Consider the following 18,617-nt stretch of genomic DNA (forward strand, 5'->3'; position numbering starts at 1 on the left):
TCGCCCAATTCCGAAGAACGTCGGAGCTGGCAGGACCACGCCGAACGCATCAAGACCCCGACGATGATCTACGGCGGTTGGTTCGACCTGTTCACCAACTCTGAAGTGCGCATGTACAACAAGATCCCGCTGCCCCCCGGTCAGAAACAACTGATCATGGGCGAGACCTATCACGTCACGCCCGGTATGGGGTTCGGTGAATATGGCAAGCCGCCTCGTTTGGACGTCCTGGCGAAGGCTTGGTATGACAAGTGGCTCAAGGGAATTGACAATGGCGTGGACAGCTACGGTCCGGCGACGCTGTATCAGATGGGCAACAAGTGGATTAGCGCCAAGCAGTTCCCGCGGGCGGGGATGACTCGCCAGCGACTCTATCTCTCCGACCGTCCGTCACGGACTGCTCCGTACGCGGTGCGCGATGGAAGCATGAGCCCCAAGAAGTCGAATTCGCGTGGGCGCCTGACGATCTCACCCGGCGTGCTGACACTATGCTCACGCGACTCGGCCCAGCAGACCGCAGGTGTCACGGCACTGTTTACCTTCTGCGGCAAGGATAATCGCCTTGCTGAACACAACGCGTTGACATTCACGACGGCGCCCGTGACGAAAACACGGACACTGTCGGGCTACGTCAACCTGCACCTGAACGCGGTCATGGACGCCACCGACGGCTACTGGACCGCCATGCTTACCGACGTCGCTCCGGACGGGTCGTCCCGGCCGATTAGTTCCGGGCAGGTGATGGCTTCGCTTCGGGCAGTGGACAAGTCGCAGAGTGGTTATGCCGATAACGGTGACATCATCGATCCGTTCTACACGTTGACGCTAGCCTCGCGGCAACGCGTGAAGCCGGGTCGGGCGGTGTCGCTCGATATCGGCTTGCTGCCGACCGAAGCGATGCTGAAGCCCGGCCATCGGTTGCGCATCGACGTCTACGCGATGAACTTACCGAGGGGACTTCCGTTGCGGCCCTTACTGAATGAGACCGGACTTCGTCCGCAACACATTCAGCTCGATCCGAACCGGCCGAGTTTCGTGAATATCCCGGTGTCGGAGCCGCTGGCCCGCTAGGCGATCGCTTTGCGGCCATAGCGGGTTGCCAACCACGCACAGATGATCAGTTGAATCTGATGGAAGATCATCAGCGGCAACACGATCAGACCAACCGTCGAACCGGTGAACAGCACCGTCGCCATCGGTAGGCCGGTGGCGAGGGACTTCTTGGTGCCGCAGAACTGAATAGCGATCACATCGGCGCGATCGAAACCCATCCGCTCGGGAACCCAGCGGGTCAGGCCGAGCATCACAACCACCAGCACGAATGCCAGCACGATCATCGCGATGACTTGCCACGCGTCGACTTTCGACCAGATCCCGGCGACGACGCCTTCGCTAAACGCCGCGTAGACCACCAACACGATCGAGCCGCGGTCGACCAGTTTGGTCGGCTCGGCGTAGCGCGACAGCCAGGTACTGATGAACGGCCGCGCGAGCTGACCGAGGATAAACGGCACCAGGATCTCGGCGACGATCTTCAAAATCGACGATGCATCGATATGGAGGCCCGACGTCGTCGAACTCATCAACCACACCACCAGCAGTGGCGTCAGAAACACTCCGAGCAGATTCGACACCGATGCACTGACGATGGCCCCGGGAACGTTGCCCTTCGCGATCGACGTGAACGCGATCGACGACTGCACGGTCGACGGAACCAGGCATAGGAACAGCACACCCGCGTACAGATCGGAGCCGATGATCGGCGTCAGCACTGGTTTCAGCGCCAGTCCGATGAGCGGAAACGCGATGAAGGTGAAAGCCAGGATTGTCAGGTGCAGACGCCAATGCGCCAAACCGGCAAGGGCCTCGCGCGGATGCAGACGAGCGCCGTAAAGGAAGAAGAGCAACGCGATCGCCGCGACGACTACCCAATCGAGAACATCGGCGAACGCGCCGCGGGCGGGCAGTATCGCAGCGATAAGTACCGCCCCGAAAATGGCCAGTACGAAGCCATCAATAGGTGAGCGCTTGAGCAGGCCAGCGCCGGGGATCTTTGCGGCCATCTCTAGGCCTGAGCGGCCTCGTTGGTGCACAGGCCCGACAACGCGCAGGAGCCGCACGACGATTGGCCGCAATCCTGAGCCGGATCAGTGTTGTGCGCGGCCGGCTCGTCGTCGCCGCCCGAACAGCAGCCCGATCCGCAGCCGGCCGAGTCGTCCTCGACGGGAACCGAACTGGCGGCCCGGATGCCGAGGCTGCTCACCATGCCGATGACCAGCAACGAGGCGATAGCGGCACCGATAGCGAAGACGAGTCCCCAGACTCCACCGACTGCGAGGTTCAGCGCCGCGCCCACAGCGGTAATGGCGGCTGCGATCAGGACGCCGGGAGCAGCGACGCGATTGGCGACCTCGAATGCTTTGGCCGAGCGCATCGTGTCGTCGGCGCGCACGCCTATCCATTTGTTGCGCTTGAGCCGACCGGACAGGCCAGCCACGCCGACCGCGCACCACAGCGCCGCGAGAGCGAAACCGATGATGGCGACGACGACAGACACAACACTCACGATGCCCACCATACTTCGTCAATGTGCGCACGATTTACGCTGGTGGGGTGACTGGATCGAACTCCCCCGACGCCGCGGCCACCGCGCCCCACCGCTACACCGCCGACCTGGCCGGTGCCGTCGAGCAGCGGTGGCAGCAGACTTGGACCGAACGTAAGGCGTTCGAGGCACCCAATCCGGTTGGTCCGCTAGCCGGCGATCTGGATGCTTTCGGTGGCGCCGACGCCGCGTCGAACAAACTGTTCGTCCAGGACATGTTCCCCTACCCGTCCGGCGCGGGTCTGCATGTCGGACACCCACTGGGGTTCATCGCCAGCGACGTCTTCGCACGATATGCCCGTATGGACGGACGCAACGTCCTCCATACGATGGGCTTCGATTCGTTCGGATTGCCTGCCGAGCAGTACGCGGTACAAACCGGTACGCATCCCCGCACCACCACCGAGGCCAATATCGAGCGCTATTTGACGCAGATCCGTCGGTTGGGCCTTGGCCACGATGAACGTCGCCGTGTCGCTACGACCGATGTCGACTTCTATCGCTGGACCCAATGGATCTTCCTGCAGATCTACAACGCCTGGTACGACGAGGCGGCGCAGCGGGCCCGCCGCATTGATGAGCTGGTTGCCGAATTCGATTCTGGGGCAAGAACTCTTGAAGACGGCCGGGAGTGGACCGCGCTCGGGGCGGCCGAGCGCGCGGCGGTCATCGACTCGTATCGCCTTGTCTACCAGAGTGATTCGCTGGTCAACTGGTGTCCTGGATTGGGTACCGTGCTGGCCAACGAAGAAGTAACCGCCGACGGACGCAGCGATCGCGGCAACTTCCCGGTATTCCGTAAGCGCCTGCGCCAGTGGATGATGCGCATCACGGCCTACTCCGATCGTTTACTCGACGATCTCGACCTGCTGGACTGGCCGGAGAAGGTCAAGACCATGCAGCGCAACTGGATTGGACGCTCGCGAGGCGCGCGGGTGCATTTCCCGGTACCCGGCACGGACGCGTCGATCGAGGTCTTCACCACTCGTCCGGACACCCTATTCGGTGCGACCTACATGGTGCTGGCGCCAGAGCACCCGCTGGTCGATGACCTGACCGCTTCCGCCTGGCCGGCGGACGTGAATCCGAAATGGACTGGCGGACAATCGAACCCAGCGGCGGCGGTCGCTGGCTACCGTGCGGCGATCGCCGCGAAATCCGACCTGGAACGCCAAGAGAACAAAGAGAAGACCGGCGTCTTTACCGGCGGTTATGCCACCAATCCGGTTAACGGGCAACAGATCCCGGTGTTCATCGCCGACTATGTGCTAATCGGCTACGGCACCGGCGCGATCATGGCCGTGCCCGCCCACGACAGTCGCGACCACGAATTCGCTACCGAATTCGGGCTGCCGATCATCGAGGTTATCGGTTCCGACACGGATATCACCGCCGAGGCATTCATCGGCGACGGCCCCGTGGTCAACTCCGACTTCCTCAACGGACTCGATGTCGAAGCCGCCAAGGCGGCGATTATCGAGCGGCTAGAGAATGACGGAAGCGGTTCGGGCACAGTCGCTTTCAAACTCCGTGATTGGCTGTTCGCGCGGCAGCGCTACTGGGGTGAGCCCTTCCCTATCGTCTACGACGCCGATGGTCGCGCGCATGCGCTACCGGAGTCGATGCTGCCGGTTGAGCTACCCGAGGTGGAAGACTACGCCCCGGTGGCCTTCGATCCCGACGACGCCGACTCCGAGCCCTCTCCGCCACTGGCGAAGGCCACCGAATGGATGACTGTCGAGCTGGATCTGGGCGACGGGCCCAAGACGTACACCCGCGACGCCAACGTGATGCCCCAGTGGGCGGGTAGCTCGTGGTATCAACTGCGCTACATCGACCCAACCAACGAAGCGGAGTTCTGCGCCAAGGAAAACGAAGCGTACTGGATGGGTCCTCGTCCCGCCGAGTTCGGCGAGAACGACCCGGGCGGTCTGGATCTGTATATCGGCGGCGTGGAGCATGCGGTGCTGCATCTGCTGTACTCGCGGTTCTGGCACAAGGTGCTTTTCGATCTCGGCTATGTCACAAGCGTCGAGCCGTACCGAAAGTTGTTCAACCAGGGCATGATTCAGGCATTCGCTTATACCGACGAGCGCGGCGTCTATGTTGCGGCCGACGAGGTCACCGAGGAAAGCGGCGCGTTCTTCCACGATGGCAAGCCGGTCACGCAGGAATACGGAAAGATGGGTAAGTCGCTAAAGAATTCGGTGGCACCCGACGACATCGCCCGCGACTATGGCGCGGACACCCTGCGGGTCTACGAGATGTTCATGGGGCCGTTGGATCAGTCGCGACCGTGGGCGACCAAGGATGTCGTTGGCGCACAACGCTTTCTGCAGCGTGTTTGGCGTCTGGTCGTCGATGAGGAGACGGGCGAGGTGGTCGTCGCCGACGTCGAGCCGTCCGAGGACACCGTCAAACTCCTCCATAAGACAATTGCCGGCGTGCGCGAAGACTATGCGGCACTTCGTAATAACACCGCGGTCGCCAAACTCATCGAGTTCACCAATCACCTCACCAAGCAGTATTCCGGTGGAGCGCCGCGCGCCGCGGTTGAGCCGCTGGTGACAATGCTGGCGCCGCTGGCACCCCATATCGCCGAGGAGTTGTGGCTGCGATTGGGCCACGACGGCATGCTTGTTCGCGGACCTTTTCCCATCGCCGACGTGTCGTTCCTGGTGGAGGAGACCATCGAGATCCCGATTCAGGTCAAAGGTAAAGTCCGAAGCCGCATTACGGTTGCGGTCGATGCGGACGAGGCAACGATTCGCGCGGCGGCTCTCGCTGACGAGAAGATCGTGCCGTTGCTCGACGGGGAGCCGCGCAAGGTGATCGTGGTACCCGGCCGAATGGTCAACGTGGTGCCGTAGCCCCTCGGCTAGCGGAATGGACCGAGTAGGTCGACCGGAGTCACCTCGACGGGGTAGGGGAGTTGCACCACAAGGGATTCGGAGCCGGCGACGGTTGCTTTCTCGACGTAGCGTCCGTCCTCGAGTTCGAAGACGGTGAACGTGACTGCCGTTGGGTCGATGATCCAATAGCTGGGAACCGATAGTCGCTCGTAGGCGGCCTTCTTGGTGTTCAGGTCGTGGAGCGCGGTGCTTGGCGACAGTACCTCGACGGCGAGCAGCGGGGGTGTGGGCAGATCCTGGGCGGTGAAGTCGTCGACGTTTCCGACGAGGACATCTGGTTGAAGCTCGACGCTGTCTCCGTCGCGGACCGCGTAGGGCGCGATGATTACCGCGAGATTCGGTGGGCAGGCAGCGTCGAGAATCGCGAATAACTTGCCCACGACACTTTGATGCCGCGTGCCCGGCGCGGGGCTCACGACCAACACCCCGTCGATAAGCTCGTAACGACGACCATCATTGGGCATCCCCCCCAGATCAGACACCGTCATCGGGCCTGATCCGGCGGTCGGCGTACGTCCGCTAGTCATGACCTCCATGGTGCACCCCCCACGCGGTCGATGCTAGCTACTTCGGCGCCAGCGCACTGGTGAATCCGGTCGACAGTTTCATCCATCCGCCGAGCCCAATTGCCAACCCATGGATCATCCCTTAATGTGAATGTGCAATTTAACTTTTAGAATAAGGGGATGTGATGAGCTCAGCGAAGATCGTGACCGCAGCACTCGGCATTGCTGCGGCAGCGGGGGCGTCGATTGTTGTCGGCAGCAGCTCGCCGGCGGCAGCGGCATCGGTTCAGGAAACGCGGGACTACGTATGGGTCGGGTTCACCCCGTCCGAAACCAAGCAGATCGCGCACAGCGGTGTTTCGTCGATCTTCAGCCGGCCCGAGGTGCGTCCGTACTTCTATGCACAGCAAGACCGTGACTCCGTCTACAAGAGTTACTTCATTCCCGGCCGGGGATATGTCATCAAGGCAACCGTGCAGAAGTTGGTCAACGAGGCCGCACATCATCCCAATGGACGCGTTTGGGTCTCGTACAACAAGCACCTTCCGCGGCCGATCACCATCTGGACGCAGTTCTAAGTTTCGTCAGTGTTTGGGCGGGAGCTGTGCGACGTAACGGCTGCACAGCTCCATCCAGCCCCGTAGTTGGCGTTTGGTACCGACGCCGTCGGCGTCGACCCGAAACCAACCCGCGAGGTCGCGTCCGCGCATAACCATCGGCGCGGTGTGCGTACGGGACAAGATCGACTCGGTGTCGTCGGGGTCGCATCGACCAAGAATTCCGCCCTCGCGGCTCACCGCAATGGCCATATGACCATTCACCATGAACCCGAGTCCGCCGAACATGGCCTTCTCGGTAATCGATGACGCCGTGATGGATACGTCGTCGCGGCCACAGAACTCGGCGAACAATTCTCGTACCCGGTTCGCCAAGTCGTCGTCGTATGCCACGCGGCTGAGACTACGCGCGAGTGACCGGGCGCACTGGCCTTTTATCTTACTGGGGAGTAAGGTAGTCGCATGGCAATTAATCTCGAGCTCCCAGAGAAGCTGAATTCGACGGTAGAGCGCACACATCTCGCTGCCGAGCACATCTTCCGGCCCATCTCGCGCAAGTACGACACGGCCGAGCACGAGTACCCCAAAGAACTCGACGAACTGGCAAAACTCGCCAAACAAGCCGCTTCCACAGAACGTAAGGAAGACGGTGACGCCAAGCCGGCCGACACCGTCAACGGCGCCAACATGCGTGCGGTACTGTCGGCGCGCGAGATGAGCTGGGGCGACGTCGGCCTCATGCTCTCCATCCCGGGCCGCGGCCTCGGTAATGCCGCCATCACCGCGGTCGCCAACGAAGAACAGCTCGAGCGGTTCAGTGACGTGTGGGCCGCGATGGCCATTACCGAACCGAGTTTCGGTTCCGACTCCGCCGCGGTCTCCACCACCGCGACACGAGACGGCGACGACTACCTGATCAACGGCGAGAAGATCTTCGTCACCGCGGGTTCGCGCGCCGACCACGTCGTGGTGTGGGCGACTATCGACAAATCCGCCGGCCGCGCCGCGATCAAGAGTTTTGTCGTACCGATGAACACCGACGGTGTCACCGTCGTGCGGCTCGAGCACAAGCTGGGGATCAAATCCTCCGATACTGCCGTCGTGCGATTCGAAAACGCCCGAGTGCCGGCTGAGAACCTGCTCGGCTCGCCGGAGATCGACACCAAGAAGGCGTTCGGCGGCGTCATGCAAACCTTCGACAACACCCGCCCGGTCGTCGCCGCGATGGCCGTCGGGCTGGCGCAGGCGGCGCTGGAGTCGTACACCAAGATTCTCCAAGACGCCGGTCATGAGATCGACTACGACCGGCCGGCGGCCAGTCAGCATGCAGCCGTTGCCGAATATCTCCGGCTGGAAGCGGATTTGGAAGCCGCCTGGTTGCTCACCCTGCGCGCCGCGTGGATGAGTGACAACAAGGACGCGAACTCCGCCGAGGCTTCGATGTCGAAGGCGAAGGCCGGCCGAATGGTCAACGAGCTGACTAACAAGGTTGTCGAAATCGCCGCTACCGCAGGCTATTCCGAGCGCGATCTGGTGGAGAAGTGGGCACGGGACGCGAAGATCCTAGATATCTTCGAGGGAACCCAGCAGATCCAGCAGCTGGTCATCGCCCGTCGGATCCTCGGCCGGACATCCGCCCAACTCAAGTGACGACGAATCGGGGCTAGCCCGCCACCCGCTCACGCAGGCGCTGATCTCGCTCGATCCGCGCGGCGTCGCGCTTGCGTCGCTCGGCGAGTATTGCGTGCAACACCATTTCCGGTGGCGCGGCGGCGGGCGGAGCCGGCGCCACGAACCGCAGCATCTGGCCGGCCAGCTGACCGCTGACTTGTTGGCGCGCAATGGGATTGAGCTTATCTACCCGTCCGAGGAAAGAACGGGCGGCGATGGTCAGCGGTATCGGTAGGGGAGCGACGTCGGCTGTTGCCGCCCATTGTTCGAGCTGCGGAGGCATCTGCGCGGGTACCGGCAGATTCAAGGAAAACCGGTCGCGCACAACGTAAGTACCGGCTAACAGGTCGCCGAACCGTTTACCTTTGCGATTGGTAGCCGCGCACAACAACGCGGGCAACCCCCAGCAGCTGTAGATTTCGACGAATCCGAGCATGGCGCGAGTCACGGCCTGTCGGAAGGTAATTGGGCCGGCATCGTCTCGGACGGTGCGCAATCCCAGGATCCAGTGGCCCAGAGTCTTTCCGCGAGTGACGGTTTCGCTAATGGTGGGTATCGCGACCAGCGCGAAGATGATGATGCAGACATGTATCGACAGCAGAACCGCGATACCCGTGTTGTCGAACTGCTTGCTGCTAAGGAATACCTGTAGGAGAAGGAAAGACAGCGCGACGTAAGTCGCTATGCCGACCACACAGTCAATCAGCCCGGACAGGATGCGCAGACCGATATTAGCGGCGGGAAGATCGAGGGCAACCGCTTCGCCTGACACCAGGTCGTCCCGACCGACGCCGATCGTCGCGCTGGTCGACACTGACACCGGCGGCGGCAGAGGGCGATAGGTCATGGCAGTAACAATACTGTTCACGCGGCTGCGCGTCGGTCATGTGACCGAGGCATGAACGGGCGAAGTAGCGCTAGGCTTGACCGTCGTGGACCTTGACGCATACGTTGCCGCGCACCAGGGCGGTTGGCACCGGCTCAATGAGTTATCGCGGCGCCGTACTCTCACCGGCGACGAGGCTGACGAGATTCTCGACCTCTACCAGCGAGTCGCTACCCAGTTGTCGGTTATTCGATCGACGGCACCTGACGCTGGTGTCATCGGCTATCTTTCCGCGTTGCTGGCTCGCGCCCGGTCCCGGGCCACCGGCACCAAGGCAATGTCGTTGCGCGACGTCGGCACCTACTTCAGCCGCACCTTGCCGGCTGGACTGTATCGGCTGCGCTGGTGGTGGATGACGACGATGGCGGCGTCATTCTTCGCGACCGGCATAGTCATCTGGTGGATGATCTCGCATCCGCGGATCGAATCGTCACTGGCGTCGCCGGCGGAGATCGATAAACTAGTCAACAACGACTTCGAGAGCTATTACTCGGAGAGTGCCGCCAGTGCATTCGCATTCCGGGTGTGGACTAACAACTTTTGGCTTGCGGCGGTATGCATCGCGTTCGGGGTGTTTTGTATCCCGGTCATTTACATCCTCGTCAACAACGTCATCAACCTGGGCGTGGTGGGATCGATGATGATCAGTCATGGTCGGGGAGACCTGTTCTTCGGGCTGATCATCCCGCACGGTTTGCTGGAGATGACATGTCTATTCGTCTCTGCATCGGTTGGTTTGAAATTGTTCTGGACCTGGGTGGCGCCTGGGGCACGAAGTCGTGTTCAGGCGTTGGCCGAGGAAGGTCGAACAGCATTGGCAATCGCGATGGGTCTGGTGGCATTCCTGTTGCTAACAGGCGTAATTGAAGCCTTCGTCACGCCGTCGGGTCTGCCGACCTGGGCGCGTATCTCGGTGGGAGTTCTCGCCGAGATCGGCTTCTTCGCATACGTATTCACGTTGGGCCGCAACGCATATCTCGACGGCGCGACCGGTGACCTGGAGTCGGAGAGCGAGCGCGGCTACGCGGCGCCGGTAGCCGCATAGCGGTTGGACGTCTCGACACCCGTCCCTAGCTCAAAGTTCCGGAGTCGTAAACGGCGTGGCGGGGGAGCGCCCCGGAGTCGTGCGGTGAGCAGACGACCTTAATGGCGTCTGGGGACTTGGGGCTTGAAATTCAGTGGACTGACATGCCAGTCTTACTGAAAGCCGGTTGTCCCCAAGTGGACCAATTTGGCCATTTCGGACAGGACTAACGAACGAGGGTGAGCATGTTTAACCGAGCGCAGCGGTTGCTATCGCGGCTTGATCTGGTCGAGCGCGGATTTCGTGGTGCAGGAGCGGCGACTGCGATTATGGGGCTGTCACACTTCGCAGCGCCACGGGTTTTCGAGGCGATTACCAGGCCGGTCTTCCCAGAGGACACGGCTAACTGGGTCAAAGTGAACGGTACGTCGGAGGCAGTGATCGGGTTCGCGCTGATCGATCGGCGAACCCGCCTGCTGGGACTGGTCGGGCTGGTTGTCTACGGCGTTCACCTCGGTGAGCGCGCCGGCACCGCCGTGGTCGCGCGACTTCGCGAGAACGAGGCGATCTCTGCGCCCTCCTTTGCCGACTGACATGACCTCGACGTAGAAAGACGCTGGCCCTGACCCATCCCGTTGAACGGGCCAGTCGTTGATGGCGCGTCATCGAGCCCCCTTGAGGTTCGTCGCGCGGCGATTGCCGACCTATAGCTCTTGCAACCGAAGACTGATATGTCACTTTTGCCACGGTCGGATGACCATGGAGTACTGGACAGGACAACGGGAAACGAAGGCAGCATGCAACCACTAGCGAATGAAAGACGGTGAGCTCGGATGTTCACAATCTCTGAAACGCCCCCGAAGAATCCGTTCGCCCAAGCGGCGATCGTCATCTCAACCAAACACTCGTTTGACGCCCCGGCCGCAGACGTGTTCCGGGCCCTCGACAGCGATCTCGCCTGGCGATGGCTCGCCCCAACCTGCGGTGTGGATTACCTTGAGCCTGCCGATAACGGTGCGCCGCGCGGAGTTGGGATGGTCCGCGAGATGGGCAGCGTGCGCCGCCCGCTGCGGTGGTTCTGGCGTCAGCGCGAAGTCTTCACCGGCTACGAAGCCAACCGTGCGCTGGCCTACTACGCCTCCCACGGGAGCTGGCCGTTGCTGCGGCTCTGGGCCGAAAACTACCGGCTGGAGCCGACCTCGGACACGTCCTGCACGCTCCGCTGGAAGGTCGCCATGACGCCGACGATCGTCGGCCGACTGCCTCTGCACTGGACTGAACCGGCGCTGCGACTCGCCTTCACCATCGGTATCCGGCCGGGGCTGCGTCGTCTGACACGCCAGCTCGCGGCAACACACTAAAACCCTTCTTATCGTTCGAGGAACCATGACCAGCACTCAAAGTAACGAACTTACCCAGCCGGAGACCGCGCCGTCTCCCGACCACCACGTCGTCGTGATCGGGGCGGGTCTGAGCGGCATCGCTTCGGCGGTTCGGCTGCAGCAAGCCGGAATCGATGACTTTATCGTTATCGATCGCGCCGACGACCTGGGCGGAACCTGGCGCGACAACACCTATCCCGGTGTCGCGGTTGATATTCCGTCGCTGGCGTACCAGTTCACCTTCCACCGCAATCCAAACTGGTCTCGAGTGTTCGCCCCCGGCGCCGAGGTTCATCAGTATCACCTCGACGTGGTCGAGCACTTCGGGCTCCGGCCTCACTTCCGGTTCCGCGTCGAGGTCACTTCCGAGCAGTGGGACGACGAAGCCAGCCTGTGGCGTCTGCACCTCGCCGATGGCACATCGATCACCGCCCGCTTCGTGATTTCGGCCGTCGGCCCCTTCATCAACCCGAAGCCGGACGGCAGCGGGATTCCCGGATTCGAAGACTTCGACGGCATCGTCGCCGTCCCGGCCCGCTGGGACGCCTCCTACGATCTGAATGGCAAGCGGGTCGCGGTGATCGGTACCGGAGCGACCGGGGTACAACTCGCTGGACACGTAGCTCCGGATGTCGCGTCGATGACGGTGTTTCAGCGCACGCCCGTCTACTGCGTACCGAAGCCGGACTTCCCGATTCCCCGGGTGGTGCAGCTGGTGTTCCGACTTCCCGGCGTCGGGGCCGCGCTCAACGCCATCGGCCTGGCCGGCGCGCACATTGGGCTGTGGTTCGTGATCAACACACCCGGAGCAATCATCCGACCCCTGATGCGCGGGTTCGACAAGGTGGTCCGAGGGCTCTACCGGCAGTATCTGCGCCGCATCGTCGACGACCCGGAAACCGCGGATCAGTTAACACCGACATTCGGCATATTCGGTAATCGCCCGACCCTGAACTCGACGTTCCCGAAAGCGTTCAACCTACCCGACGTGAACCTGTGCACCACGGCGATCGAGCGGGTGACTCCCAAGGGAATCCGCACCGTTGACGGCACCGAGCACGAGTTCGACTACATCATCGCCGCCACCGGACACGAACTCTTCAGCGAGCCGAGCAGCTATCCCAAGGGCCGCGTCGTCGGCGTCAACGGTACAGACATCGGGGAGTGGTGGGCCGAGCATGGAATGCAGGCATACGAATCGGTCGCCGTACCCGAATTCCCCAATCGGTGGGTAATCGTGGGCCCCTACTCCTGGACGGGCACCGGGTGGCACGGGCTCGCCGAGAACGCCGTCACCCACATCGTTCGCGCGATCAGCCTGGCCGACGCCCGTGGTGCGACACGAATGGAGGTGCGCCCGACAGCGCTCAAACGCTTCACTGATCTGATGCTGAGGCAGGGGCGGCACCTCAAGTTCTACTTCACCGAACTCAACCACGGGATTCACTCGTACTGGGTCAACTCCGCGGGCGATATCCCGATCTTGCGTGCGACCACGATCCTGGCGGCACGCAGGGCTTCTCGCGCGTTCCCCGAGGACGACTACAGCTACCGCTGATCACGCGGCGCGGGCGGCAGGGACCTCAGTCGATCGCAGCGGGCGAGTCCTCGGCCGCTGCGATCTCCGCACCGTGCAACAGAATTCCGGTAAGCGTCTTAGCTGCCAACTTTGGATCGGGGACCTCAATGTCGACGATCATCCCGGCAATGATGCCGAGGACGAACGAGACCCAGGCCTGACTCACGTAGTCGTGATTGATCTCAGAGTTGACTACCCCTGCGTCCCGTGCGCGCTGAAAGATGACGTCGATGCGACGCGCGGCCTCGTAATACAGCTCAACGAATTCGGCGAGCGCATCTGCGTCGACTCCCGGCGCCTCCATCAGCAAGAATGTGTATACGGCAACTCGCCCGGACACCAGGCTGAAGATCTCCGCGCTCAACTCGACCAATACCTTGCGGAGCGATTCCTCGGTATATGCGTCGGAGTAATCCTCCGACGCCCGGGAAATGACATCGAGAAGGCTTGAGAATTCCCGCTGAATCAATACCGACAACATCTGACGGCGATTATCGAAGTAATTGTAAAAAGTTCCGTGACTAACGTCGGCCCGCGCGGTTATCTCCCGAACACCGGTAGAGGGGTAGCCATTCTCGACGAACTCCGCAATAGCCGCGTCCAACAGCTCAGCGGCCCGCCCGCCGCGTGCTAATTCGGTCGTCAATTCCTCGCCTTTGCCGCGATACCGTGTCGGAGTAGCTGCCCGGTGGCTTCCACATAGGAGTTCCGGCGATCCGCGTCACCTTCGCCAGTGAGGGCTGTTGTCATTCCCGGCAGTACCAGCGCAGGCAGCAGACGAGCGAGAAGACGATCCTTCTCCTTCGTACCAAGGCCGCCAACACCTTTTTTCGCCGCCTCGTCGAGGGCGCGTCCGATCATTGAATCGAAAGTGTGGACCAGGCTCTGAATGCGATACCGGAGCTCTTCGTCGACCGCGCCGGCTTGAACGGTGATGATTTTCAGAAGTCCGGGTTTCTGATCTACGAGCCGGAAGAGACGTTCACCGAGTTGGTCGATGACCTGCTGGGGGACTACATCGTCGTCCCCAGCGACGATGTCCACCAGTTCGTCGGGCGCGACCGCCGCGATGAGCTCATCCACACACCGGTCGAAGACTAACTCGAGCAGTTCACGTTTCCCGCCCACATACCGATACAGCGTGCCCTGGCCCATCCCCGCCCGTCGTGCGATCTCCGTGACGGCCGCGCGCTCGTATCCATCCTCGACGAAGACATCGAAAGCGGCGTCCGTCAGATCGGCGCGACGACGCTCGGCGAGCCCCGCCGAGCTCGACCGACCCGAACCCGCATCCGCCATAGAAGAGAGCCTAATCCATCGCAACTTTCGATGAGGCGGCGCCACACTCGGAAAAAGAGCCGGTGATCGCTACGCGGCGGTCACGCTTGCTGGTCCGCAAGTTTCTCCACCCCCGAAGCCTGCACACCGGATTTACCAGTCTTTGCCGATATGTCGCTTCTCGGACCGAACCCGAAGTCGAAATCCGATAGCGGAAATGTCTTACTCGCCTTGGTCGACTGATACGCGGTGGTCGGTCGCAGGAAACCGAAATCTCCGTGTTTATCGATGTAGTACGAGTTCGCACCGATACAAGCCTTACCGTGCATAAGGGTTTCTTTCCCGCGCTCAGAGATGAACTCGAAGAACTCGTCATTCGCGCGCTCAGATACCGCGACCGACGTGGCACCGCGACGTTCAGTCTCCCCAATCAGTCGCGTGATGATCCGGATCGCGTTCTCCACCATCACATGCCAACTGCTGCCGCTCCACGCGAACGGCCCGAACACCATGAAGTGATTCGGAAGCTGCGGCATGCACACACCCTCGTAGGCCTTCGCGCGATTGTTCTCGTAGAAGTCGGCCAAATCAAAGCCGTCCCGGCCACGAACCGGTCGTCGACGGAAGGGTTCCGGCGACTGTGACATCTCGAATCCGGTGGCCGTCACTAGAACATCGATCGGCCGATGAATACCGTCGCGGGTCTCGATCCCAGTGGGTGTCACCCGCGCGATCGGATCGGTAACCAGCTCCACATCGTCGCGGGTATACGTCTTGTAATAGATATTCGACACACTCGGCCGCTTGCAGCCAAATCCGTAGTTGGGAGTTAGCTTCTTACGCAAAGCGCGGTCTCGTACCTGAGTAAAGAGGAATGCGCGACAGGCCCAGTTAGGGATCAACGTCAACGGCGCCACCTGTTTGCCGTAAACCGTGACGCCCACCAAACCGACTTCCACCGCCGCCGCAACCACCCCGCGGATCAACGACTGAAGAATCGGCGCGAATCCAAAAGCGGTACGCACCACTGCGGGTATCGGGAAATCCGGCTTGGCGAATACCCAGATCGCCCGACGCTGATATACGTCGAGATGTTCGCCCATCTGCGCCAGCTGCGGCACCAGTTGCACCGACGTCGCGCCGGTCCCAATCACGGCGACACGCTTTCCGGTGAAGTCGTACTCATGATCCCACCGCTGGGTCTGGATCACCTTGCCCTCGAAGGTCTCGAGGCCTTCGATATCTGGAGTTCGCGGTTCGACGAATGCGCCCAACGCGGTGACGACATACTTGGCCGTGAGGGTGCCAGCCCCGGCAATACTGAGATTCCACCACTGATTGTCCTCGTCCCATTCCCGCGCGACGACGTCGTGGCCAAATCGCAGGTGAGCGTCGAGCTGATACTTTTCGACCAATCCTTCGATGTATGCACGTACCTCGGCGCCTTTGGGAAATGTGCGCGACCAGTTTGGATTCTTTTCGAACGAGAACTGGTAAATGATCCCTGGAACATCGACCGCGACGTCGGGGTACGAGTTCGCAAGCCACGTGCCGCCCACACCATCGGCACGCTCAAGAATCACGAAATCATCGATGCCCTTACCCAATAGGCCGATGCCCACGCCCAGACCGCCGAAGCCGGCTCCGATGATCGCGACTTTGTGGTCGGGTTGCCGAGGCGTCGTCGCAGTGCCACGCCTCTTACCCCTCGTCTTCCTCATGCGATCTCCTGTTCCGCGAGTGCAGCCTGGCTGGTGATCCGCGAGTCGTACTTGTCTCGGGCGGCCGTGTCATATGGCTCGAGGGTCCGATCGGCGCCGGTCAGCTTGCGGCCAAACAGCCACAGCGACTCTGGGACCAGCGGATACAGACGCAGTCCTACAACTGTTCCGAATGGCGCGCCGGCTAGCGCGGGACGTCGCTTCAACGTGCCGACGGCGCGGCGCGCGACCAACCCCGGAGGAATGATCCCGACACGCTCCCACCACTTGAACGGGATCCCGTCGACCAGCTCCGTGCGAACCGCGGTCGGCAGGACCGCACTAATCGTCACGCCCGTGCCCACCAATTCTTCACGAGCACTCCGGGCGAACCCGGTCGCGGCATGTTTGCTCGCGACATAGGTCGCCAACCCCGGCGAATGGATTGCCCCCGCCGCGGAAGTGACGTTGATGAAGTGTCCTCGTCCCCTCGTCACCATCCTCGGCGCGACAATCCGGTACGAGTGATAGTGCGCCCAGAAGTTGACCCGCATCGTCGCCGCGGCAACTCCCAGGCTTTCGTTCAGCAGCGGTCCGACCGGCATGATGCCCGCGTTGTTGACAACGATGTCGAGCGGTCCGACGTGCGACTCGATCTCATCGACCAGCGCCTCGTACGCTGCGGCATCGCCGACGTCCAGTTGTCGCCCGCACGTACCCTTGCCAAGACTGAGCGCCGCCTTTGCCGCTGCCTCCTCATCGAGATCGGCAATGATCACGGTGGCGCCCTTCTTGACCAGCCGTTCGGCAATCGAGAACCCGATGCCGCGCGCGCCACCGGTAACCAGTGCCACCGCTCCCTCGACGTCAAATGCTGTGAACTTCATGCCTTAGCCTTGTCCTCGTGATGGTCACCGTTGAGTTCGTTCTCCGGGCGCTCCGCGCTGTCCAAGAGCCGTCGGGCACTACGGAACTCGTACGCTGACAGATCTACCTGCGAACTCTGTTTTCGAGCTTCGAACAAGCTCGTGGGCCGGATGTACGGCATATCGCCGGCGGAGTTGACGTAATACGTGCGAAGCCCGGCATTGACGGTGTTGAAGTAGTAGTCGATGTTCTCGTCGTTGCGGCGGATCATCGCGTGGTAGGCGTCGTGCGCGTCCTGGCGCACCTCGACGATGTCACTACCCTGACTGATGGCCGCATCGATCACGTTAACCGCGTGACCAGAGGAGATCTCGACGAGTTCGTGCCATCCCGTGCCGATCCACGAGTAGGGTCCAACCAGAATCCATCGGTTCGGCAGCTTCGGCACCGAGACCGACTGATAGGCCTGTAGCCGCTCGGTGTTGTAGAAGGTGCCGAGGTCGAAGCCGTCGCGTCCGAGCACGGTTCCGACCACATAGCTTTCCGGATCCGAGAACAAGTGGTAGCCAGTCGCCAGGACAAGCGCGTCGACTTCGAAGAGTCGGCCACTGGTGGTCTTCACGCCCTCGGGCACGATGCGTTCGATCGGCTCGGTGATCAGTTCGACGTTGTCTCTGTTGAAGGCTTGAAGGAACGAATTCGACAGAGTGGGCCGCTTACCGAGCGGCCCGTAGTCGGGCATCAGGTCCTCGCGCACCTTCGGGTCATGAACCGTCGTGCGCAGGTATGTGCGGTAGGCCGCGCGCGAGACCTTATCGAACCGCGGCGCCAGGCCGCGGAACAGGCGACGCGGTGTTTGGTACACCAACCGCAGCCCGACTTCGACCACCACGTTGGCGATCATGCCGAGCAAAGTACCGACGCCCGGGAGCGACATCATCGCTCGCGCCCACCGAGGCATCGGAAAGTCCGGCTTCGGCAAGGCCCAGACCGGCGTGCGCTGAAAGACCGCCAGCGATGCGACTTCGGGGGCGATCGACGGGGTGATCTGCACCGAACTCGCGCCGGTGCCCACGATGGCGACACGCTTGTTCCGCAGATCGTAGTCGTGATCCCACGCGTTGGGCCGAAGCGTCTTGCCCGCGAAGTCCCGGTAGCCCGGGATTCCTGGGTCCTCTTTGGCCTTGATATAGGCGCCGATCGCCGAGATCACGAACTTGGCCGTGATCTCTTCGCCCTCCGCGGTGGTTAGGCGCCAGAACCCGGCGTCGTCGTCCCACTGTTCCTTGACAATGGTGACTCCCCAGCGCGCATGGCCGTACAGGTCGAACTCGCGGGCTACCGTGCGGTGGTACTCGTACACCTCGCGACCCTTGGGAAACAGTCGCGTCCAGTCGGGGTTGCGCGCGAACGAGTACTGGTAGGTAAAGCCCGGCACGTCCACCCCCAGTCCCGGATAGTGGTTGTCCCGCCAGCTTCCGCCGAACTCCGATTCCCGCTCCAGAATCACGAAGTCGCGGTTCCCGCGTTGGACGAGCTGCGCAGCCGCGCAAATTCCGCCGGGTCCTGCTCCGATTATCGCGATCTGGTGTTGCGGACTCTGTGTCATCGTTCTCCTCCTTAGAGTAAGACTGACACGTCATTACTATG

At 61.8% G+C, this 18,617-nt stretch carries 18 protein-coding genes; 8 read left to right on the forward strand and 10 right to left on the reverse strand.

Translation table 11 applies throughout. The annotated features are described in order from the left end of the window. The coding region (locus tag GOEFS_RS03825) for a CocE/NonD family hydrolase (RefSeq protein WP_007316559.1) at positions 1 to 1,071 on the forward strand (1,071 nt) is incomplete at its 5' end. Here GOEFS_RS03825 and GOEFS_RS03830 read toward each other — a convergent pair. Continuing rightward, on the reverse strand, positions 1,068 to 2,063 hold the full coding sequence (locus tag GOEFS_RS03830) for a bile acid:sodium symporter family protein (protein ID WP_007316560.1): 996 nt from the start codon (positions 2,061 to 2,063) through the stop codon (positions 1,068 to 1,070). The genes GOEFS_RS03825 and GOEFS_RS03830 overlap by 4 nt on opposite strands. Before the next feature lie 2 nt (positions 2,064 to 2,065). Further along, the gene (locus GOEFS_RS03835) at positions 2,066 to 2,578 is read right to left on the reverse strand and encodes an SdpI family protein (protein ID WP_040524451.1); all 513 of its coding nucleotides are present in this window, start codon (positions 2,576 to 2,578) and stop codon (positions 2,066 to 2,068) included. Positions 2,579 to 2,613: 35 nt separating this feature from the next. Between GOEFS_RS03835 and leuS the strand changes: the two genes are divergently transcribed. After that, entirely contained in the window at positions 2,614 to 5,475 is a 2,862-nt protein-coding gene (gene leuS, locus GOEFS_RS03840; RefSeq protein WP_040524452.1) for a leucine--tRNA ligase, read from the forward strand. A gap of 8 nt (positions 5,476 to 5,483) precedes the next feature. On the opposite strand, the gene GOEFS_RS03845 is transcribed toward leuS, so the two are convergent. Further along, positions 5,484 to 6,044 carry a Uma2 family endonuclease gene (locus tag GOEFS_RS03845; protein WP_211600639.1) on the reverse strand — a complete coding sequence of 187 codons (561 nt, stop codon included), beginning with the start codon at positions 6,042 to 6,044 and terminating at the stop codon, positions 5,484 to 5,486. A gap of 164 nt (positions 6,045 to 6,208) precedes the next feature. Between GOEFS_RS03845 and GOEFS_RS03850 the strand changes: the two genes are divergently transcribed. Continuing rightward, on the forward strand, positions 6,209 to 6,601 hold the full coding sequence (locus tag GOEFS_RS03850) for a hypothetical protein (protein ID WP_007316564.1): 393 nt from the start codon (positions 6,209 to 6,211) through the stop codon (positions 6,599 to 6,601). A gap of 6 nt (positions 6,602 to 6,607) precedes the next feature. Here GOEFS_RS03850 and GOEFS_RS03855 read toward each other — a convergent pair whose 3' ends face one another. Then, positions 6,608 to 6,973: a TfoX/Sxy family protein gene (locus tag GOEFS_RS03855; protein ID WP_040524453.1), complete on the reverse strand. Its 366-nt coding sequence runs from the start codon at positions 6,971 to 6,973 to the stop codon at positions 6,608 to 6,610. A gap of 69 nt (positions 6,974 to 7,042) precedes the next feature. Here GOEFS_RS03855 and GOEFS_RS03860 point away from each other — a divergent pair, with 69 nt between their 5' ends. Further along, a complete protein-coding gene (locus tag GOEFS_RS03860) occupies positions 7,043 to 8,230 on the forward strand; it encodes an acyl-CoA dehydrogenase family protein (RefSeq protein WP_007316566.1) in 1,188 nt (395 codons plus the stop codon). A 13-nt stretch (positions 8,231 to 8,243) separates the two neighbouring features. Here GOEFS_RS03860 and GOEFS_RS03865 read toward each other — a convergent pair whose 3' ends face one another. Beyond that, positions 8,244 to 9,098 carry an RDD family protein gene (locus tag GOEFS_RS03865; protein WP_007316567.1) on the reverse strand — a complete coding sequence of 285 codons (855 nt, stop codon included), beginning with the start codon at positions 9,096 to 9,098 and terminating at the stop codon, positions 8,244 to 8,246. Between the two features lie 85 nt (positions 9,099 to 9,183). Here GOEFS_RS03865 and GOEFS_RS03870 point away from each other — a divergent pair, with 85 nt between their 5' ends. The 4 genes from GOEFS_RS03870 (at position 9,184) to GOEFS_RS03885 (ending at position 13,101) form a co-directional block, all read left to right on the forward strand. Next, entirely contained in the window at positions 9,184 to 10,182 is a 999-nt protein-coding gene (locus GOEFS_RS03870) for a stage II sporulation protein M (protein ID WP_040524454.1), read from the forward strand. Between the two features lie 224 nt (positions 10,183 to 10,406). Further along, positions 10,407 to 10,754: a DoxX-related protein gene (locus tag GOEFS_RS23020; protein WP_085949504.1), complete on the forward strand. Its 348-nt coding sequence runs from the start codon at positions 10,407 to 10,409 to the stop codon at positions 10,752 to 10,754. Between the two features lie 240 nt (positions 10,755 to 10,994). Beyond that, positions 10,995 to 11,522 carry an SRPBCC family protein gene (locus GOEFS_RS03880; protein ID WP_007316570.1) on the forward strand — a complete coding sequence of 176 codons (528 nt, stop codon included), beginning with the start codon at positions 10,995 to 10,997 and terminating at the stop codon, positions 11,520 to 11,522. A 25-nt stretch (positions 11,523 to 11,547) separates the two neighbouring features. Continuing rightward, entirely contained in the window at positions 11,548 to 13,101 is a 1,554-nt protein-coding gene (locus tag GOEFS_RS03885; protein WP_007316571.1) for a flavin-containing monooxygenase, read from the forward strand. 25 nt (positions 13,102 to 13,126) lie between these two features. Here the strand turns inward: GOEFS_RS03885 and GOEFS_RS03890 are convergent, their stop codons facing one another. The 5 genes from GOEFS_RS03890 to GOEFS_RS03910 form a co-directional block, all read right to left on the reverse strand. Continuing rightward, positions 13,127 to 13,768, reverse strand: a complete 642-nt coding sequence (locus GOEFS_RS03890) for a TetR/AcrR family transcriptional regulator (RefSeq protein WP_007316572.1) — start codon at positions 13,766 to 13,768, stop codon at positions 13,127 to 13,129. Next, the gene (locus GOEFS_RS03895; protein ID WP_007316573.1) at positions 13,765 to 14,421 is read right to left on the reverse strand and encodes a TetR/AcrR family transcriptional regulator; all 657 of its coding nucleotides are present in this window, start codon (positions 14,419 to 14,421) and stop codon (positions 13,765 to 13,767) included. Before GOEFS_RS03895 ends, GOEFS_RS03890 begins: the two co-directional genes overlap by 4 nt. Positions 14,422 to 14,501: 80 nt before the next feature. After that, positions 14,502 to 16,121, reverse strand: coding sequence for a flavin-containing monooxygenase (locus GOEFS_RS03900; protein ID WP_007316574.1), 1,620 nt, complete (start codon positions 16,119 to 16,121; stop codon positions 14,502 to 14,504). Continuing rightward, positions 16,118 to 16,987, reverse strand: a complete 870-nt coding sequence (locus GOEFS_RS03905) for an SDR family NAD(P)-dependent oxidoreductase (RefSeq protein WP_007316575.1) — start codon at positions 16,985 to 16,987, stop codon at positions 16,118 to 16,120. The genes GOEFS_RS03900 and GOEFS_RS03905 overlap by 4 nt, the downstream gene beginning before the upstream one ends. Continuing rightward, positions 16,984 to 18,576 carry a flavin-containing monooxygenase gene (locus tag GOEFS_RS03910; RefSeq protein WP_007316576.1) on the reverse strand — a complete coding sequence of 531 codons (1,593 nt, stop codon included), beginning with the start codon at positions 18,574 to 18,576 and terminating at the stop codon, positions 16,984 to 16,986. The genes GOEFS_RS03905 and GOEFS_RS03910 overlap by 4 nt, the downstream gene beginning before the upstream one ends. Between the last annotated feature and the right edge of the window lie 41 nt (positions 18,577 to 18,617).

It is taken from the genome of Gordonia effusa NBRC 100432 (assembly GCF_000241305.1).
GTDB lineage: Bacteria > Actinomycetota > Actinomycetes > Mycobacteriales > Mycobacteriaceae > Gordonia > Gordonia effusa.